A 17802-nucleotide genomic window follows, 5' to 3' on the forward strand; every position below is an offset into this window, starting at 1 on the left:
GGCCGCGGCGATGGGTCTCAGTGCGCAGGCCGATGACACCAACACCGCCTCGCTCAGTGCGCGGTTGCGTGCGCGTCGCTTACGCGTGTTCCCGGAGATGGTGCGGGCCTGCCATCGGCGCCAGGGCCACTGCCGGGTGATCGACGTCGGCGGCACGTTCGCCTATTGGACGCAGGTGCCGGATGCCTTCTTGGCGCAACACGCCTGCGAGGTGACCGTGGTCAATCTCGAGGACGCCCCGCTGCCGGCAGCGCGCACGCATCTGCGTGCGCAACGGGGCGACGGTTGCGCACTGGAGGACGCCGACAACGCCTTCGACATCGCCCACTCCAATTGGGCGATCGAGCATGTGGGCGATGCCGCGCGGATGCGTGCATCCGCCGACTAGATCCGGCCGGTGGTACCGCAGTATTCCGTCCAAACGCCCAATTACTGGTTCCCGATCGAACCGCATTATCTGGCACCCGGCATCCAGTTCCTGCCGCGCGCCTGGCAGGCAGAACTGGTGTACCGGCTTCCGCTGGGGCGCATCGATCGACCGCAGGCGCGCGCAGGCACGATGCTTCGTGGACGAGATCCGCTTGCTGCGCAGGCGCGAGATGGCACGACTGTTTCCCGAGGCGACGCCGATCGCGCAGCGCCGGTACGGCCTCAACAAGTCCTGGATCGCGGTGCGTCGCTGAGCGTGCCATGGTGGGCATACAGCAGCGCCACTGCCAAGGCTGCATGCAGGGAAAAGGGATAGAACAGCGGATAGAAGTCGAACACGTTCAAGCCCAGCAGGAACAGCAACCAGATCAGCGCCCAGCCGCGCTCGGCAGGGTTGCGCAGCAACGGCGCCCAGAGCGCCCACAGCAGGCAAAGGCACGCCAACAGCCCGCACAGCCCGGTTTCCGACAACACCGCCAGCAGGCCGTTGTGTGCGTGCAGTTCGCCGCGATCGAAGCGACCACCGGTGTAATCGGGAACCAGAAACTGGAAGACACCGGCGCCGAGCCCGAACCAGGGATGCGTACGCCATGCATCGAGAGCGCCTGACCACAGGTAGGTGCGCCCCAATGAGAATGCGGTCAGCGTGCTTTCGTGTACCGCGCTGGTCATCTCCGCGTAGCGCTGCCAAAGCACGAAGCCGGCAACGGCCAGCAGGCCGAGCAAGGCGGCCAAGACCGCGCGGCGGCCAGGCCGTGCGCCAGTGCGGCGCGACCAGGCCCACCAGAGGATCAATGCGGCCACCGGCAGCAACGGGTTACGCACTTCACTCAGCGCCAGCGCTGCGATCGTCGCCAGCACTGCTGCGGCTAGCTGCCCGCGTCCAACCTCGTGACGCTGATACAACTGGATCGTGAGCAACGCAACGATGACGGCAGTCGCCGCCAGCAACGCCGGATGGTCGTACATGCCCGACACCCGCGGCAGATATTTGAAGCTGTCCTGCGCATGGAAGGCCAGCGAGACCTTCAGTGCCGGCGACCACTGCAGTCGGACCGCCATGCCCAACAGCAGATTGACCCACACCGCGATCAACGCCGCCAGCGTCGCCGCGCGCGGCCAGTGCGGCCACGCCACCGCCAGATTCAACAAGGCCCATAGCCACAGCAAGGCAGTGGCATAACGCACGGCGTACTTGAACGCCAAGGCCGCATGGTCAGACGCCAACACCGACGCTGCCAGCGCAGCCATGCAGAGCAGAATCGACAGCAACGGCCAGCGCAGGCATGCCGGCACACCGTGCCGCCATAACGCCCATGCGCTCAAGCCGAGCGCAACGCCACGGATTGCCATCGATCCCAGCGACAGACCGACCCCGAAGTAGCGGCCGGTCAACACCACTTGCTGCAGACAGAACAGCAGATAGAGGCCCAGGCACACAGCCACCAGCCCCGTCTGCGCAGGCCGGCGCGCAGACGCGCCCGCGCTCATGTGGGCCAGGTCGTCAGCGCCTGCGCGCGGTAGCGTCGGCTGAGGCGGGCGCGCAGCAACAGCACCAGGTACGCAGCATTGGTGCGCAGATAGCGCCAGGCCAGCCGGCGCGGTTCCAGCGCAAGCCGAAACAGCCACTCCATGCCACAGCGCTGCATCAGCCGCGGCGCGCGCGGCAACATGCCCGACAGCACATCGAACGAACCGCCCACGCCCATCGCTACCGGCATGCCAAGCGTCTGCCAATGTTTCTCCAGCAGCAGTTCCTTCTTCGGCGAACTGATGCCGATGAACAGATAGCGTGCACCCGACTGGCGAATGGCCGCGATCACCGCATCCTCCTCGGCGTCGCTGAAATAGCCATCGCGCATGCCGGCAATGTGCAGCCCGGGCCAGTCCGTGCGCAGGCGTTCGGCCGCGGCCGCGACCACTGCCGGACGCGCCCCGAGCAGATAGACACCGGCACCGCTGCGGGCCGCCTGGCCGCACATGTCCTGCATCAGGTCGATACCGGCCCTGCGCGGCGGCACGTCCACCCCGAACCAACGCAGGCCCAGGCTGATGCCGGCACCGTCGATGTGTACCACTTCGGCCTGTTCGAGCGCCTGGCGCAGCGGTAGCTGGGCGCGCGCATCGATCAGCTTGGCGACGTTCAGGCCCTCCACGCGAATCGGCGCGCCGCCCTCGACGGCATGCCGCGCACGCAAGAGAATCTGCTCCGGGGGGAGGAGGTCCAACGGACATCCGAAAAAGGACAAGCGAGCCGGCGATGTGGTCAAGGTGCGGGTTCCTGTGCGACCTGCGCATCGTACAGGGCCAGCACCTGCGCTCGCAGGCCCTCCCAGGTGAAGTCCGCCTGGACGCGTGCGATGCACTCCGGTCCGATCCGCTGCTGTCGTTGCACGTCGATCCATGCCGCCAACGCAGCGCTGTCGCCGAGCCGGTGCAAGGCGGCCTGTAGGCCGACCTGGGCCAGGATCGAGCGATTGCCGGGAATGTCGCTGGCAACCACCGGACACCCATGCAGCAGCATTTCGATCAGCACGGTCGGCATGCCCTCCACCGCCGATGGCAGCACGAAGACATCGGCCTGTGCCGCCATCGCCGCAACCTCGGCATCGCTGACGAAGCCATGGAAGTGCACGCGTGCAGCAACTCCCAATGCCACGGCGCAGGCTTCCAGGCGTGCCCGATCCGGCCCACGTCCGACCACGTGCAGCACGGCCGCGTCCATGTTCGGTTGAGTGAGCGCTGCGATCGCATCCTGCAGCCGCTTGACCGCGTCGAGGCGACCGACCGAGAGCAGCGCCGGAGCACCGCGTAACGGTTGCCGTAACACCGCTGGCAGGCATTGCTCGGCGGCGAGCACGGCATTGGGCAGCAGCAGGGCGCGCCGGGGCTGCAGCCGACGCTGTGAGAGGTAGTCCAGCCAATACGCGGACAGCAGCACGGTGGGTTGCGCGCTTTGCAGCAGCGGCTTCTCGACCACATGGTCCCAGCACCACTTGCGCGCGCGCTTGCTCACTGCAAGATCGTCGTCGTAATAACAATGCGGGGTGTAGATCAGACGCTTGCCGCGCAGCCGGGCCAGCGCACCGGCGACCGCGGCGATCGGCGTGCGTGCACCGTGCACGTGCACCACATCGGCCCAGCCGACGTGGTGCCAGAGCTGCCATGCCGTTGCGCGGACCACGGCATACCCGTGTGGCGAGATGCCGTCATCGGCCAACGGTGCCACGATCCGCAGCGTATGGCCTGCATCGGCAAGGGTCACCGCCAGTCCATGGATGTGCCGCGCCACGCCGCCACCGCCGCTGTGGGGCGCGAAATCCTTGTAGACGTGCAGGATGCGCATCGCTCAGCCTGCGACCATGCCGGCGCCGGGTGCGGCGTGGTCTGTGCGGGTGTGCCCGACCAGTCGCCGGGATGGCAACGGCGATTGGCAATGGCGCAACGCGCCACCGAGCAGCAACCAGAATCCCCCGGCGCCGGACACGGTCATCGCGTTGTCGGAGGAGATCAGGGTCGTCGCCATGCCGCATAACAGCCAGAACATCGCCAATGCCAGGTGATCGTCGCGTTGGCGATAGGCACGCCACAACGCGTGCAGGCTCCAGCCGATAAAGGCCAAGAACAGTAAGGCTGCCGGCAACCCCATCTGATACGCGATGGTAAAGATGGCGCCTTCGCCACCGCCCAGGTCGGTCAGCGCCTGACGCGCGGCCACCGCCCCCTGTCGGCCCAGCCCGCCGCCCCATAGGACGACCTGGTGCAGATCGGCCAGATTGCGCTGCAGCGCGCGCCAGTGGCCGATGGTGGAGCCGTCGCGGAAGTTCACGGACGTCACCACGATGCCGTAGGAGGCGGCTGCCAGCATCAACGCAATCCCCCCCACCAGCAGCAGCCGCGCCCAAGGCGATCGCACCAGACCGCGTGAGCTGACCAGGTAGCCCAGCACCCCGACAATGCCGGCCAGCATGGCGCCACGTGTGCCCGACATCCACACGCCCACGAGCAACCCAAGGCACGTCAGCATGGCGCGCCATGGCCAGCGCCGCTGCCACAGGCCTAGTGCAGTCAGTGCCGCCGTGATCAGGAACTGGCCCTGCGCCAGGGGCGCTGCCACCAGTCCACCGGCTCGGCGCGTGTAATTTTCGCCGCCGTAGAAATTCCATGGCAGCCCGGTGGTTGGGTCGGTGTCCTTGGGAAGCACGCCTTTCACCTCGGCCAGGTAGTCCGGCAACCGAACGGTCTGCACCCAGAAATCGGTATGCGCCAGGTCCCACGCACCGAACAGGGCGCTGACGATGCCCAACCAGACCAGCGAGTGCGCGCCCTGTCTGAAATCGTTCGAATGCGGCATGCACCAATACCCTGCAAGCACCAGCAGCATCGGCAGCAGCAACGTGCCGAGCGAGCCAACGACGATGCCGGCCGGCAACCCATGGGCATACCCGACCGGCGCATATGCGAGCCCGATCATCCCGAACGCCAGGATCATCGCCAGCAACGCACGCGGCATGCGCACCGTCACCAGCGCAATGCCGGCCAGCACGATGAGCATGCCATCGCGCATCGGCCGTAACAGGGCCGCCGCCGGCAGCGCCCCGCCGTGGTAAAGCCATGCCACCAGCAGATCGCCCAGGTGGATCGCCAGCAGCACCGCCAGCAGCAGGTAGGCGCGCTTCACAGCGTCGCTTCCAGACGTTGTGGCCATCGCGCATCGGCCGCGAAGGTCTGCTGCAGCCAGTGCCGTTGCTGCGCGGCGAACTGCGCGCGCGCATCCGCATCGCTGCGCAGCGCCTGGACCAGCGCAGACAGCGCGTTGGCATCGGCGACCTGGTGTGCGGGCCGGCCGACGGCCAACGCATCGTGGGACGCGGATGCGGGCCAGGCCATGCCGATCACGTAGTGACCGCGGCAGGCGGCTTGCAGCAGCGCTGTCGAACAGAATCCCACGACCAGTGCCGGACGCAGGTTCGCTTCCAGGATCGCGTGCGGGGGAGGCTGGCAGCGCTGTTGCAGCGCCGGCTCTGCATACGGATGGGTGCCGCGCACTTCCTCCGGATGCAGCAGGAGGCGGACCGCCACACCGTCTGCTTCCAGCGCCAGCAGCGCGTGCGCCAAGGTCAACAGGTGCGCGGCGAGGGTGGGCCCATAGATCGGTGTGTGGCTCTGCGACATCAGGTACAGCGTGGTCGGTACCGTCGTGGTATCCAGGTCGGTCAACGCGATCGCCGGCCCGTAGCCGATGGCCGCCGGTGCGACGCCGTGCCTGCGGTAGACCTGCGCACTGCTGGGTCCCCACAGCAGGTGGTGCCGGGCCCGAACCGGGAAGAACTCGTCGGTTGGCAGGCCATGCTGGACGCACACGCTCCGCCAGCCGTCGCCGGCAGCCTGCAGTGCCGCCGCCGCATACATGTCGAAGTCGTTGTGCAACAGCAGTGTGGCGCCAGGGGGCGCGGCGCGCAGCGTCCGTTGCCACGCGCCGTGCCACAGGCGCTGGCGCAATACGCAGGCGCGCACGATCCAGAGCGGGGCGACCGCCGGCCCGGACGGCGTGCGGCGCAATGCCAGGGCACGCAACGCCGCCTGCCAGCTGGCCCAGGCCGGCCGTGCGGGCAGCTGTCCCTCGACGCTGCCGCGCAGGCGCGGATGGATCAGCACCGTGCATGCCGCACCCTGCCGCTGCAAATCGGCCAGGTACGGTGCGAGTGCGCCCCAACCGTTGCTGCCGGGCAGGGTTGCCAGCGCCGTCCACGCCGACAGCACGGGCGGGCGTGGCGGCAGCCGCAGGCACAGCCATGCATCGCGCAGAACAGCCAGTGCGGCACGCAGCCCTGCGCCTCGTCGGCGGGTCAGGAAGTAGATCTCATGGCGTACCGCGGCCGCCTCCGCGCCGAACTGGGCGTGCACGGCCTGCTGGAAGTCAGCGAAGTCCATCGTGCGCCTGGTCCTTGCGCAGCTGGCGGTAGCCACGCCAGCGCTGCAGTTCACCGAACAGGCCTCGACCGAGAACCCGGATCAGGCCGTGCTTGAGACGCCGCTGCAGTCGGTCCCGCTGACTCCACCGGACCGTGTCCAGCCGTGCATCGACTGCGTCGACCTCGTGCGCGTCGGCCAGCTCCAGCGGTGTCGCGATGCGCGGTTGTGCAGGTTGTCGCAGGTGCAGCCAGATGTTTCCAGCCAACACACCGCGATCGGAATACGGACCGCAGGAGACGACCTCCAGGCCTGCCGCGTTGACCAGCCGCCGCAGCAACGGCGCCGAAAAATAGCTCAGATGGGCCGGGTGGACATAGTTGCGCGAGCGCCATCCACTCATCAGGTCCGGGACCTCGATCCACGCCTGTCCCTCGGGAACGAGGATGCGCGCCAGCGACGACAGGAACGCGCGCGGGTCGATCAGGTGCTCAAGCACATGGAAGGCGACCACGGCCTCGAACTCCCCGTCGGCCAGCGTCTCCAGCGCAGGCAGGAAGGTCACCGCCGCGCCATCCAGCAGGACGTGGCGATGCGTCACATCCGGCTCGCAAGCCGACAGGCGCAGGTCGGGTCGCACGGCGGCAGCGGCGCCAAGAAAGGCACCGAAACCCGAGCCCACTTCCAGCACCCTGGCCGCCGGTGCAAGCGCGGGCGCGATCCGCCGGAGCCGGTTGTGCGCGATCCACCGGTCGCCGCGCCAGGCAAAGAAGCGCCGTTGGCTACCCCACGGGATTTCGGCGGGAAACAGCTGCCGATAATCGTGGGCATAGAAGTGCTGCAGCGCCGCTTCGGTGAGGTCAGGCGCCAGATACACCGCTGCGCACGCACCGCAGCGGCGCAGCGCCTGACCCGTCCCGACATAGACTTCCGCCCAGACCGTGCGTTGCGCCTGCGTGCTGCCGCAACAGCGGCAATGCCCATGGTCGGGCGTCCACAACTCCAGCGATGGCGGCGGCGCGCTACCCATAGACGCTCCGATACCACAGCGCGACCGAGACCGCGAACCATAGCGTGCTGTGCGAGCGTCCGCTGGCAAGCTCCTGGCGAAGCCGTGCGACATCCAGCAGTGCGTTCACGCCCGCCGGCAACGTCGCCAATGCCTGCTGCAAGGGCATGCGGTCGACCAGAAACTGTTCGGCATGTCCAAAGCCGGTGCTCTTGCGCTGTGCGGTCACGCGTGCCGGCAGGTGGTCAGCGAACGCGTGTCGCAACATCGCCTTGCCATGGTAGTCGCCCATCCGCTGCAGTGCCGGCGTCGACAACGCGCGTTCGACCACGCGATAGTCCAGGAACGGCGCGCGCACCTCCACGCCGGCGGACATGCTGTTGCGGTCGGTCATGCGCAACACCATCGGCAGATTGGTCGATAGCACGTCGCGACGCAGGCGCGCCTCGACACCGGCGCGGCGATCGACCTGCAACAGCTGCAGCCGGGCCGCCTGGTCGTGCCACAGCGCCGAGGACATGCAGGCCACGCTCGGCCGCTGCCGGCGCAGCAGTGCGCCCAGCGCGCCGGCCGGAAGATCCCATGCAAGACGATTGAGCAGCAGACGCGGGTCCACCGCACCGGTGGAGAGCAGCCGGATGGCGGTCGGCAGCCGTGCCTGGTGCAGCGCGCTGCGCGCGCTCAGCGCCAGATACAGGCGCACGTACCCACCGAACAGCTCATCGGCGCCTTCGCCATTGAGCACCACCTTGTAACCGGCGGCGCGGATGGCGCGATACATGCGGAAACTTGCCAGTATCGACGGCGTACAGAACGGCTCCTCCTGCGCCGCCACCAGTGCCAGCAACTCTTCCTCGTCCGGAATCGCGCGGACGCGATGCAGGAAGTGACGCTCGCTCTGCCCCAGCGTTTGCATCAAGCTTGCCGCGGCGTCGGTTTCGTCGAAGCCGGCCTGTTCGGTGTCGTGGTAGCCATAGGTGAAGGCGCCGGCGAAACAGGTGCGTGGCAGCGCACCCGCCTGCACGCTCAGGGTGGTCAGGATGGAACTGTCCAATCCGCCCGACAGCAGCGAGACGGTGGGCGCATCCGAGCGCAGGCGCAGGCGGGTGGAATCTTCGAGCAACTCCCTGGTGGCCTGCGCATCCAGCGGCGCCACCGCACCGGGCAGCGGCCACTGGTGGTACAGCGTGCGTCGACTATGGCCGTCTGGCGACACCCGGTACAGCCAGCCGGGAGGAACCGCGCGGATGCCAGCGTAGAAGGTCTCGCTGGTGTGGTCGGATATCCCGGTGACCAGGAAATCGAACACCGCCGCGGGATTGGGGGGCGGGTAGCCTCCCAGGCTGGCGGCGATGGCACGGATCTCGCTGGCCAGCACCAACTGCCGCCCGTCGTGGTGCAGGTACAACGGTTTGACGCCCAGCCGGTCGCGGCAATAGATCAGATCGCCGCTCGCCTGCTCCAGCAGCACCAGCGCCCACATGCCATTGCAACGCGGGAACAGGTCCTCGCCCCACGCGCGCCAGCCGCGCAGGATGACCTCGGTGTCGCTGTCGGTGCGGAACTGGTGACCCAGCGCTTCCAGTTCGCGGCGCAGCTCAAGAAAGTTGTAGATCTCGCCATTGAACACCAGCACGTTGCCGGTCTCGGCGCAGCGCATCGGCTGGGTGGCGGCGCTGGTCAAGTCCAGGATCGCCAAGCGCCGGTGGCCCAGCGCGGTAGGTACCGGCTGCTCCAGGCACAGCAGACCCTGCGCGTCCGGGCCGCGACGTGACAAGGCGTCCAGCGCGCGCTCGGCCAGCGCCTGCAACGGCGTGCCCGCAACGAAGCTGCGCAGCGCGACTATGCCGCACATGGTGGCCTCCGAGTCCGGAGGCAGCACATCGCCATCAAGGTGCAATCAGGCATCACGCGCGTGCTGGCAACGTGGTGTGCAGCAGGCTGCGGCGCTGCCATACCGTCCACGCCACCGGCACCAGCAGCAGCGCCGCCAGTGTCATCGTGACCGGGCCGCCACCGAGCGAGACCGCGAGTACCGCCGACAGCAGCGCCGCGTAGCCGCCGGCGTTCAAGCGCAGCCCGCACAGGTGCAGGCTCGCTGCCGCCATGGCGAGCACGCACAGGAAGCGCAGCCATAGCAGCCACTGCGGCGCATGCGCCGCCGCTGCCGCGACCTGCAGGAGCGCGCTGCAGAACGCGCCGCCCAACAACAATGGAACCAGCGTCGCTTCGCGATGGCGTCCGATCAACAGGGCCGCCAGCACGCTGCTGAGCAGTGTGGTCGCGCCTGCGGCCAGTACCGGGGTGACCCACGGCAGCCACGCGCGCTGCTCGGCACTGCCCCAGGCGGCTGCCGCCAGCAGCAGCGCCAACGCGCCCACCGCGGCTGCGCCCAGCACCAACGAGACCAGCGCGCCGGCCCAGTGCTCCCCGGTCGGGCCGCGCGCGTCGGCCACCAACAGGCGATTGAACTGGCTGAACACACCGCTTGCTCCATTGAGCAGGTAGTTCAGGAACACATACACCGGCAGGAATGTTGGCGCGACCGACGCCAGCAAGAGCGGCGTCAACCGATCGTGCAACGTGCCGGTGATGCTCAGCAACGACAGCTGCAGCGCGGGGCGCAGCATGCGCCGGCCGCCACCGCGACGCGGACACAGCAACTGCAGCGGTGCACCGAACACCGCGATGTTGACCAGCGCCTGCAGGAGATATCCCAGGCTGACCGCCAGCCCGGCGCCGAGCGCGCCGTCCCACCCCGGCAGCCGTTGCACCACCAGCCAGGTCAGAATGGTCGCCGGCATCGCCACCTGCTGCACGATGAATCCCGCCAGCATCCGCCCGCGTGCGAGCAGCGGTGCCGAATAGCCCACCAAGCCGAACACCGTGGCCGGGAGCACCGCCAGCAGATAGCGCAACCCTTCGCCCTGGCCGCCACTGGGCCACCAGGCACCGGCGATCCACAGCAGATCCAGCACCACCGTGGCGAGCAAGCGGTGCCAGAGCGCCTGGCGCCAACGCGCGTTCCAGCCAGGTGCGGCAGGGTCCTCGCGCAGGAACAGCGAGGCATAGCCCAGATCTGCCAGGAACAGCACAGTGACCAGGCCAAGATGCGCCAGCCCCACCTCGCCATAGCCCTGCAGGCCGAACCGACGTAGCAATAACCCCTGGAACAGCAGCGCGCAGCCCTGGCTGAGCGCATACAGCACTGCGCCGGCAACGAACCCTGCGCGCATGCGTTGCGCGACGATCATGGCTGCGCGGCGGATGCAGGCGTCGGTACATGGCACAGAAAGGCACGCGAGGCGGCGCCATAGGCGAACCAGGGCTCAAATGCGATACCGAAATGGTCGGCGCATTGCTGCAGCGCCCGACGTTCGCCCTGTTGGTTGTCGGCGCGAAACAGATCGTAGTCGTCGCATAGCAGGACACTGCCCTGCACCAGACGCGGTGCGATCAAGGTCAGTGCGTCGTTTGCCGAGCTGTAGAGATCGCAATCCACGTGCACGATCGCTGCGTGTGTGTGGCCGATGGCTGCGGCAGAGTCGGCGAACAAGCCTTGCACCAGCTGCAGATCCGGCGCCTTCAGACCGACGGCAGCACAGCGTGCCTGGGCCTGGGCGCGGGAGGCGAGGAAGCTGCCGCCCGCCAAACTGTCTTCGCCTTCCAGATTGTCCGGCATCCCGGCAAACGTATCGAAACCGTAGAACCGTGGACGCTGCGTCAGAAACGCCGACACGGTTCCCTGCCGACGGTAGGGCAATCGCGCACTGCGCTCGAGATGGCGTCGGTGATGGCGGTAGCACAGCCACGCGTGAGCGAGACTGTTGCCGCGATAGACGCCGAACTCGTAGTAGTCGCCCGTCAGCTGCGTGGCGTGTGTGTAAGCCCATGCCCGAAATAGCGCGCCGAGCGCATCGTTACGGTGCAGGTTCGCTCCCACGCGCAATCGACGGTAGGCGAGCTTGAGGCGTTCAATGGTCGTCACAGACAAGCCGGACACCTTCGCAAGAACGGGGAATACCGCAGTCGGAGTATCCGGGCTGGGGAGGCGCTAACGCAATCGCAGGCCGCACTCCCCATGGAGACACTCGGTCGCGTTTGGCCATCGGCAGAGCGAATGTGCTGCAGCGCGGATCCGGCAGTGAATGCCTTGTCGCTGTCGCGCAGGTTCTACGCATCGATCAGACCGATCTCAAGATGGGTGCGTGGTGCCGCTGTCGCGATCGTTCGTCCTGCGATGGCACGGCGCCGATGATGGCGCACGACAATGCGGCCTGTGTGCACGGCAGGCGTTGCGATCAGCGTGGCAGCGGGTGAGGTGATTGCATCGCGCAGGCTCACACGTGGTGCCCGGCAGTGGGCGCATCGGTGTGCGTCAACACGCGCTGCAGTGCCTCGCGCAGGCTCCAGCGCGCCCGCCAGCCCAGCACGCGCGCCGCCTTGCGCGGATCGCCCAACTGATGGAGACGGTCGATGCGCCGTTGACGTTGCGGGTCGACTTCCAGGCGCGGCGAGCGCCCGAGCACTGCACCGATGTGCTCCACCAGTTCGGCAACCGAATGCTCCACGCCCGAGCACAGATTGAAGACATCGAAAGCCGGGTCAGGCCGCGCGTCGTCGAGCAGCGCGATGAGCCCTGCCGCCGCGTCGTCGGCGTGGAGATAGTCCCGGCGCGGTTGCAGGTTGCCCAACCGCAACGTTGGCGTCGCTGCTGGATCGGTCGCCAGTTGCGCCAACACGTCCGGGATCAAGTGCGCATTGGGATCGTCATGGGCGATGGTGTTGAACAGACGCGCTGCGCGCCCGCGCCGGCCGGACTCTGCCGTGCACCACAGCCGCAACTGGGCCTCGTTGCAAAGTTTGGACAGCGCGTAGTTGTCGCGTGCTTCGGTCGCGCTGGCGTGCTCGTCCAGTGCGCTATCACCCCACGCGTAGACCGCGCCGCTGGAGGCGATAACCACCTGCTGCAGCGCCGCGTCGCTGGCGGCGTGCAACACGCTCTCGGTACCGACGACGTTGACCTGCAGGCAGCGCATGCGCTGCGTCTCGCAGGTGGGAATGTGGTGGAGGGCGGCCAGATGGATCAGCGCATCGGCGCCGAACGCGCGCAATGCGGCAGCGAGCGTTGCGCGATCGCCCACGTCGGCGACGATTGCTGCATGCAGGCCTTGTGGCAGGGACATACCGCTGGACAGATCGTCCAGTCCCGCGACGGCGTCGCCACGCTCCAGCAACGCGCTCGCCACGCGTCTGCCGATCATTCCGGCCGCGCCGGTAACCAGTACCCGCTTCATTCAGGCCCCAGCGGGCGCGTGTCGGTCGGACCGAGCAACAGAAGACGCATGCGCGGCGGCAACCAGGCGAACAGCGGGTCGGCATGTGCCGACCAGGACGCGCGCCGGTCGCCATGGCGACGTGCGATCACATACAGCGCCAATCCCAGCGACGAGACCAGCAACACCCCGAGGAAGACCGCCAGCGTCACCAGTAGCGGCTGGCGCGAGGGCACCGGCGCCGGTGACAACGCGGGGATGGCCCGGTAGCGCACCTGTTGTGCGCGCCAGCGCTGTTGCGACAGCGCCAGGTCGATTTCGCTGGCGACCTGCGACTGCGCCGAGCCGGAGGGATTGCCGGGCCCGAACACGGCGCGTCGGCAGCTCTGCACCCAATCTGCCAGCGCCAGGCCCAAGTGCAATGCTGGCGCGCGCTGGTCTACCCTTGCCAGGAAGCGCTGTTTGCCGTCCAACTGCTCCAGTTCGCGCTCTACCTGACGCAAGGTGGCCCGCGTCCCGGCGATGGTCGACTGCAAGGCGACGATCTGCGCCAGCGGTGAGAGGTAGCGTCCGCCACCATCGCCGACCGACACCACGGTGTTCACCTCGTTGCGCCGCAGTTCCGGATAGCGCTCCAGCAACTGCTGCATGTCCGCGGCCTGCCGCTCGTTCTGTTCGATCGCGAAGCGTTGCTGGATCTGGTTGATCTGCAACTGCGGGCGTTGTTCCAGCGCCTGTTGGCGCAGGCTGTCCAGATAGTCACGCACCCCGGCCCACAGCACGACCTGGCGGACATGCTGCGCGATGGTCTCCAGCTGCTGGTTCGCAGCCGCATCGTCGCGTGCGTACAACGACACTTCCAGTCCCAACGCGCCGACACTTTTGGCATCGATGTTGACCTGTTGGCGGATGTCGTCACGTTCGACCGCGCTGCGGTAGGTCACGTACGTGTCCCAATACTTCCGGCGTACGAAGGCGCGTTGCAGGCGCTCGCGCTGCTCGGACGACAGGTCGGTCATGCTGGCGAGCGAGGCCGCCACCAGTTGGCGGTCGGACAGCATGGGCTGCAGCTTGCGCCACTGCTCCAGGGTCATCTGCGGCGTTTCCAGCAGCGCGGTGAGCGCATACAGGGGCCGCATAGCGACAAGGACGCCGGCCAGCATCCCAAGCAGCAATGCCAGCGGAATCAGCAGGCGCCCGAACTGTTGGTAGAAGCGCAGCACTTCCAGCAATAGATCGCCCAGGGAGACCTCGTCACGGCGTTCAGGGATCTCGTCTATACCCGGCATCAGATCTTCGCTGCGGTTCAAAGGGGCATGGGAGCGCCACGCCGTACCGACAGCACTGTGCCACAGCGATTGCAGCGGCGGCAACGCGGCTATGCGTGCGTGCGACCGGGTCCTGCAATGCGCAACCCGCACCACAATGTGGCGGTCAGTACAGCCTCGGTGGCGATCACTGCGATCGCTGCACCGTGCACACCGTACTGGCGGGTGAGGAGCAGATTCAGCGCGATGTTGACCACCGCCGCCACACCGGCGCCGAGCACGTACCAACGCTGCTGGTCGCAGGCGATGGCGGCCTGGGTCAGCACGTAATTCGGCAGCACGAACACGAACGCGGCAAACAACCAGCCGAGCACTTGCCCCGCCACCACGCGATAGGACGCTCCGTACAACAGCTCCATCAGCCAGCTGCCAAGCCAGGCGCCGCTCGCCGCCAGCGCCAGACCCGCCGCACCGGCCAGCCACAGCGCGCGATCCTCCAGTCGGCGCGCCCGCCCGCCCTGCGCGCGTGCCAGGCGCAGCTGGCGGAACAGCAGCAAGGCGACCGGCATCGCCAGCAACAGCACCCCATCGAACACGCGATACGCGGCGGCATACTGGCCAACCTCCGCCGCAGGCACCGTGTGCTGCAGGATCACCACGTCGCTACGACGGTACAGGCCGGTCGCGGTATCGATCCAGAAAAAACCGGCGGCCGCACGATAGGCCAGCGGCTGTGGCCGCCAGTGCGGCCGATCCTGCAGGCCGCGCCCCAGCCAGACGTAGGCCAGCAGCAGGCCGCATGCCCAGGCGGCGAAGACCACGCCGGGGTCGTGACCGAGCAGCAGGACCGCGGCCACCACCAGCACCGCGCTGAGCGCTCGTGCACCCGCCAGCCAGCTGGCGTCGCGTTGCCATTGGCCCGCTGCCTTCAGTTGCGCAGACACCAGCTGGGTCAGCGTGACCGCACCGAAGCAGAGCACCGCCCAGACCAGCGCCGGATCGCCGCCGGCGCGCGTCGCTGCCAGGGTTACGGCGGCCAGCAGCAGCGTGGACCACAGCAGATGCCCGCGTGCCAGGCCAGGCAGCGCGCGCGCCACCGGCGCCGGAACGCCGGCCGCAACCCCCTCGCGCAGTACCAGGGTGCGCATGCCGGCATCCTGCAGCAGCGCCAGCAAGGTCGCCAGATTGAGCAGGTAGGCGTAGCGGCCGAAGCCGGCCGGGCCCATGCCACGCGCCAGCCACACCGACAGCGCCAGCGAGACCGCGGCGGTGAACAGGATCGACCCCCATTGCGCCGACAGGCCGCGCGCCAGGCCACGCCACCCAGGCGGCAGGGGCGGCTTCACCGGGCGCCGATCCAGACCGGTGCCACGGCCTGCCACGGGCCCTGCGCCACCAGCCGCCCCTGGTCCAGCACCAGCACGCTGTCGGCCTGTTCCAGCAAGGCCAGCCGATGGCCGATGAGCAGGACAGTCAGGTCGCCATGCAGGCCCTGGATGGCGCGGCGGATGCGTGTCTCGTTGTCGTGGTCCAGCGCGCTGGTCGCCTCGTCCAGGATCAGCAACGCCGGACGTTGCAGCAGCGCACGCGCCAGTGCCAGCCGCTGGCGCTCGCCGCCGGACAAGGGCATGCCGCCCTCGCCGACCGGCGTGTCCAAACCCTGCGGCAGGGCATGGACGAACTGGGCCGCTGCCTGCTCCAGCGCAGCATGCAGCGCCTGTTCGCTTGCACCCGGACAAGCGATCAACAGGTTATTGCGCACGCTGTCGTTGAGCAGGAACGCATCCTGCGAGACATACGCCACCGAGCGGCGCCAGGCCCGCCGCGCGGTGGCGTCCAGCACGAGGCCATCGATCTCCAGCGTGCCCTGGTCTGGACTCAGCAAGCCACTCAGGACATCGGCCAGCGTGCTCTTGCCGGCACCGGAGGCACCGACCACCGCGGTGGTGGTTCGCGCCGGCAGGCGCAGCGACAGATTCTGCAGCGCGGGCGTGTCGCGTCCGGCGTACTGGACCTGGACCGTCGCCAGCGCGATCGAGGTCGTCAGCTGGATCGGCGGCGTGGCGTCAGCCAGGGGCGGTTCGGCCCAGGTCCGGCTCTCCTGCAGCCGGCGTTCGATCTCGGCGAATGCCGCCATCGCATGCAGACAATATTGGCGCTGTTGCTGGATGTTGCTCAACAGTGGCAGCAGGCGGGCGAAAATCGCGACCAGCACCAGGAGTTCGGCCATGGCCATGTGCAGCACTTGCAGGCCCAGGTAGACGTAGCACGCCAGCAGGACCGCCCCGGCACTCTGCAGCAAGGCCTTGGAACTGCTCAGGCCGTGTGCGAACCGCAGCTGCTGCTCGTGCATCGTCCGGGCCGTTCGCCCGAAGGCCGTCAGGTAGCGCGCTTCGGCACCCAGGATCTTGGCCAGGCGCAACCCGGACAGACGGTCGTGCAGGCCCGCGTGCAAGCGTTGGTTGGCCTGCGTCAGTTGCCGGCCCAGCGCGACCGTCCCATGTCGCCGCCGGCCTATCGACAACAACAGCACCGATCCGCTCAGCAGCGCGATCAGTGCCAGCTGCCAGGACAACGCGATCGCAGCCAGCAGGTAAAGCAGGGCGGTCGTGCCCGCGGCGAGCAGCGACAGGCCATGTCCCAGACCCACTTCGGCGCGGCTGACGTCGCTGAGCATGAGGCTGGCGTGGTCGGCGGTGCGCTGGCCCACCAACCAGCGCCACTGCGCGCCGAGTAGCGCCGCGAAGCTGGCCATGCGCAGCCGCTCGCCCACATCCTGTTGCAGCTGTGCTGCCGCCCGCTCGCGGCCGAGCTGGATCGCATTGCGCGCCAGCACGACCGTACAGAACAGCAGCAGCAAGGGAATCGGCGAGGTGGTCGGCAGTCCGAGTGCGATGGGGAGACGTACCAACTGACCTGCCACCCTGCCCGTGGCGGCGGCCTCGCCGCCTTGCAGGGTGGCCAGCAAGGGCACCAGCAGCAGCATGCCGATGCCTTCCGTCGCACCGGCCAGCACCATCAGGGCGAACAGCCCGAGCCGTTGGCGCCGCGGCGCCCAACCCAACAGGCGCGCCATGCAGCGCCACACGGTCATCGGGCCCGCCATGCGCGCGGCACGAAGCAGCCGACACGGGTGAAGCGCTCGGCCGTGCGGCCTCCGGTCACGCGCGTGCTGCCGGCGAGTACCCAGGCATGGGCCTGCAGCTGCCCGTCATCGTCGCTGCGCGTCACCCCCAGGCACAGCAGATGGGCGACCCGGAACAGGCCAAGCAGATAATGCGCGGCCAGCGCCTGCGCCAGACAATTGGAATCCCAGGGCGTATGGCGTGCCGCCAGGCGCACGGTCCGGCCGATCTGCAGGGCGCGACGCTGTGCACGCGTGTCCAGGCGTGGCAGGGCCGGCGGCACGGCCACCTGATCGCCGACCCAGTGCGCTAGCCGACGAAAGCCGAGCCAGCGCACCGCTGCACGCGCCAGCCCCAACAGTATCCAGGCCGGCGCCAGCAGCAGCCGTTCGAATCGGGGTAGCCGGCCGAAGGCCGCCAGCATGCGGCGGCAGCGAACGACCGTTGCGGGCATGCTCACTGCCAGCCGTCCGCTCGCGCTGCGGGGAGCCGACGCAGCGCGGCGGGCGCGGTTGCCATGAAGGTGCGCGTGCACGCGATCGGATGCTGCGGTGTCTGCTTTCGCCACTGCAGGGCCGGCGATGAAGAGAGCATGGCAGAGGGCACGTGTGGGGGAAGGCGATCAACCGGCGCAAGCCTGCCCGGCTCGGAACTGGCGCGCGTGTGTAGGTCCCGCCGCCGCACGCTAGCCTAGCAAACGCCAAAGCGGCAGGCGTGGCGTGCAAGCGCCCGGCCCGATCGCCGCGCAGGGTCGACAAGGTGGCCGTGTGCTCCCTGATCGG

15 protein-coding genes are annotated in these 17802 nt (G+C 68.3%); 1 reads left to right on the plus strand and 14 read right to left on the minus strand.

The features are described 5' to 3' along the window. Window positions 1-10: 10 nt before the first annotated feature. Window positions 11-388, plus strand: coding sequence for a class I SAM-dependent methyltransferase (locus XpruCFBP8353_RS16965; RefSeq protein WP_101364257.1), 378 nt, complete (start codon window positions 11-13; stop codon window positions 386-388). Between the two features lie 263 nt (window positions 389-651). Here XpruCFBP8353_RS16965 and XpruCFBP8353_RS16970 read toward each other — a convergent pair whose 3' ends face one another. The 14 genes from XpruCFBP8353_RS16970 to XpruCFBP8353_RS17035 all read right to left on the minus strand — a co-directional run bounded on the left by XpruCFBP8353_RS16970 (window position 652) and on the right by XpruCFBP8353_RS17035 (window position 17474). After that, window positions 652-1920 carry an O-antigen ligase family protein gene (locus XpruCFBP8353_RS16970; RefSeq protein WP_101364258.1) on the minus strand — a complete coding sequence of 423 codons (1269 nt, stop codon included), beginning with the start codon at window positions 1918-1920 and terminating at the stop codon, window positions 652-654. After that, entirely contained in the window at window positions 1917-2657 is a 741-nt protein-coding gene (locus XpruCFBP8353_RS16975) for a WecB/TagA/CpsF family glycosyltransferase (RefSeq protein ID WP_207759682.1), read from the minus strand. Before XpruCFBP8353_RS16975 ends, XpruCFBP8353_RS16970 begins: the two co-directional genes overlap by 4 nt. A gap of 38 nt (window positions 2658-2695) precedes the next feature. After that, a complete protein-coding gene (locus tag XpruCFBP8353_RS16980) occupies window positions 2696-3775 on the minus strand; it encodes a glycosyltransferase family 4 protein (protein ID WP_101364260.1) in 1080 nt (359 codons plus the stop codon). Between the two features lie 3 nt (window positions 3776-3778). Next, window positions 3779-5110: an O-antigen ligase family protein gene (locus XpruCFBP8353_RS16985; protein WP_101364261.1), complete on the minus strand. Its 1332-nt coding sequence runs from the start codon at window positions 5108-5110 to the stop codon at window positions 3779-3781. Further along, window positions 5107-6363 carry a hypothetical protein gene (locus tag XpruCFBP8353_RS16990; protein WP_101364262.1) on the minus strand — a complete coding sequence of 419 codons (1257 nt, stop codon included), beginning with the start codon at window positions 6361-6363 and terminating at the stop codon, window positions 5107-5109. Before XpruCFBP8353_RS16990 ends, XpruCFBP8353_RS16985 begins: the two co-directional genes overlap by 4 nt. Beyond that, window positions 6350-7372: a class I SAM-dependent methyltransferase gene (locus XpruCFBP8353_RS16995; RefSeq protein ID WP_101364263.1), complete on the minus strand. Its 1023-nt coding sequence runs from the start codon at window positions 7370-7372 to the stop codon at window positions 6350-6352. Before XpruCFBP8353_RS16995 ends, XpruCFBP8353_RS16990 begins: the two co-directional genes overlap by 14 nt. After that, window positions 7365-9206 carry an asparagine synthase (glutamine-hydrolyzing) gene (asnB, locus tag XpruCFBP8353_RS17000; RefSeq protein ID WP_101364264.1) on the minus strand — a complete coding sequence of 614 codons (1842 nt, stop codon included), beginning with the start codon at window positions 9204-9206 and terminating at the stop codon, window positions 7365-7367. The genes XpruCFBP8353_RS16995 and asnB overlap by 8 nt, the downstream gene beginning before the upstream one ends. Window positions 9207-9258: 52 nt before the next feature. After that, a complete protein-coding gene (locus XpruCFBP8353_RS17005; protein WP_101364265.1) occupies window positions 9259-10605 on the minus strand; it encodes a hypothetical protein in 1347 nt (448 codons plus the stop codon). After that, a complete protein-coding gene (locus XpruCFBP8353_RS17010) occupies window positions 10602-11339 on the minus strand; it encodes a TylF/MycF/NovP-related O-methyltransferase (protein ID WP_243391156.1) in 738 nt (245 codons plus the stop codon). Before XpruCFBP8353_RS17010 ends, XpruCFBP8353_RS17005 begins: the two co-directional genes overlap by 4 nt. Window positions 11340-11691: 352 nt before the next feature. Then, entirely contained in the window at window positions 11692-12648 is a 957-nt protein-coding gene (locus tag XpruCFBP8353_RS17015) for an NAD-dependent epimerase/dehydratase family protein (RefSeq protein WP_101364266.1), read from the minus strand. After that, window positions 12645-13937, minus strand: a complete 1293-nt coding sequence (locus tag XpruCFBP8353_RS17020) for a hypothetical protein (protein WP_101364345.1) — start codon at window positions 13935-13937, stop codon at window positions 12645-12647. The genes XpruCFBP8353_RS17015 and XpruCFBP8353_RS17020 overlap by 4 nt, the downstream gene beginning before the upstream one ends. Window positions 13938-14005: 68 nt before the next feature. Continuing rightward, window positions 14006-15241, minus strand: coding sequence for a lipopolysaccharide biosynthesis protein (locus XpruCFBP8353_RS17025; RefSeq protein ID WP_101364347.1), 1236 nt, complete (start codon window positions 15239-15241; stop codon window positions 14006-14008). Then, the gene (locus XpruCFBP8353_RS17030) at window positions 15238-16989 is read right to left on the minus strand and encodes an ABC transporter ATP-binding protein (protein ID WP_243391146.1); all 1752 of its coding nucleotides are present in this window, start codon (window positions 16987-16989) and stop codon (window positions 15238-15240) included. Before XpruCFBP8353_RS17030 ends, XpruCFBP8353_RS17025 begins: the two co-directional genes overlap by 4 nt. Then, complete coding sequence (locus tag XpruCFBP8353_RS17035) at window positions 16986-17474, minus strand: lasso peptide biosynthesis B2 protein (RefSeq protein WP_101364267.1); 489 nt, start codon at window positions 17472-17474, stop codon at window positions 16986-16988. Before XpruCFBP8353_RS17035 ends, XpruCFBP8353_RS17030 begins: the two co-directional genes overlap by 4 nt. Between the last annotated feature and the right edge of the window lie 328 nt (window positions 17475-17802).

The sequence above is a fragment of the Xanthomonas prunicola genome (assembly GCF_002846205.1).
Classification (GTDB): Bacteria; Pseudomonadota; Gammaproteobacteria; order Xanthomonadales; family Xanthomonadaceae; genus Xanthomonas; species Xanthomonas prunicola.

Bases quoted from the DNA above. Each gene is read 5' to 3' on its own strand.
- XpruCFBP8353_RS16965 (WP_101364257.1), top strand. From the start codon at position 11: ATGGGTCTCAGTGCGCAGGCCGATGACACCAACACCGCCTCGCTCAGT.
- XpruCFBP8353_RS16970 (WP_101364258.1), bottom strand. From the start codon at position 1,920: ATGAGCGCGGGCGCGTCTGCGCGCCGGCCTGCGCAGACGGGGCTGGTG.
- XpruCFBP8353_RS16980 (WP_101364260.1), bottom strand. From the start codon at position 3,775: ATGCGCATCCTGCACGTCTACAAGGATTTCGCGCCCCACAGCGGCGGT.
- XpruCFBP8353_RS16990 (WP_101364262.1), bottom strand. From the start codon at position 6,363: ATGGACTTCGCTGACTTCCAGCAGGCCGTGCACGCCCAGTTCGGCGCG.
- XpruCFBP8353_RS16995 (WP_101364263.1), bottom strand. From the start codon at position 7,372: ATGGGTAGCGCGCCGCCGCCATCGCTGGAGTTGTGGACGCCCGACCAT.
- asnB (WP_101364264.1), bottom strand. From the start codon at position 9,206: ATGTGCGGCATAGTCGCGCTGCGCAGCTTCGTTGCGGGCACGCCGTTG.
- XpruCFBP8353_RS17005 (WP_101364265.1), bottom strand. From the start codon at position 10,605: ATGATCGTCGCGCAACGCATGCGCGCAGGGTTCGTTGCCGGCGCAGTG.
- XpruCFBP8353_RS17015 (WP_101364266.1), bottom strand. From the start codon at position 12,648: ATGAAGCGGGTACTGGTTACCGGCGCGGCCGGAATGATCGGCAGACGC.
- XpruCFBP8353_RS17030 (WP_243391146.1), bottom strand. From the start codon at position 16,989: ATGACCGTGTGGCGCTGCATGGCGCGCCTGTTGGGTTGGGCGCCGCGG.
- XpruCFBP8353_RS17035 (WP_101364267.1), bottom strand. From the start codon at position 17,474: ATGCCCGCAACGGTCGTTCGCTGCCGCCGCATGCTGGCGGCCTTCGGC.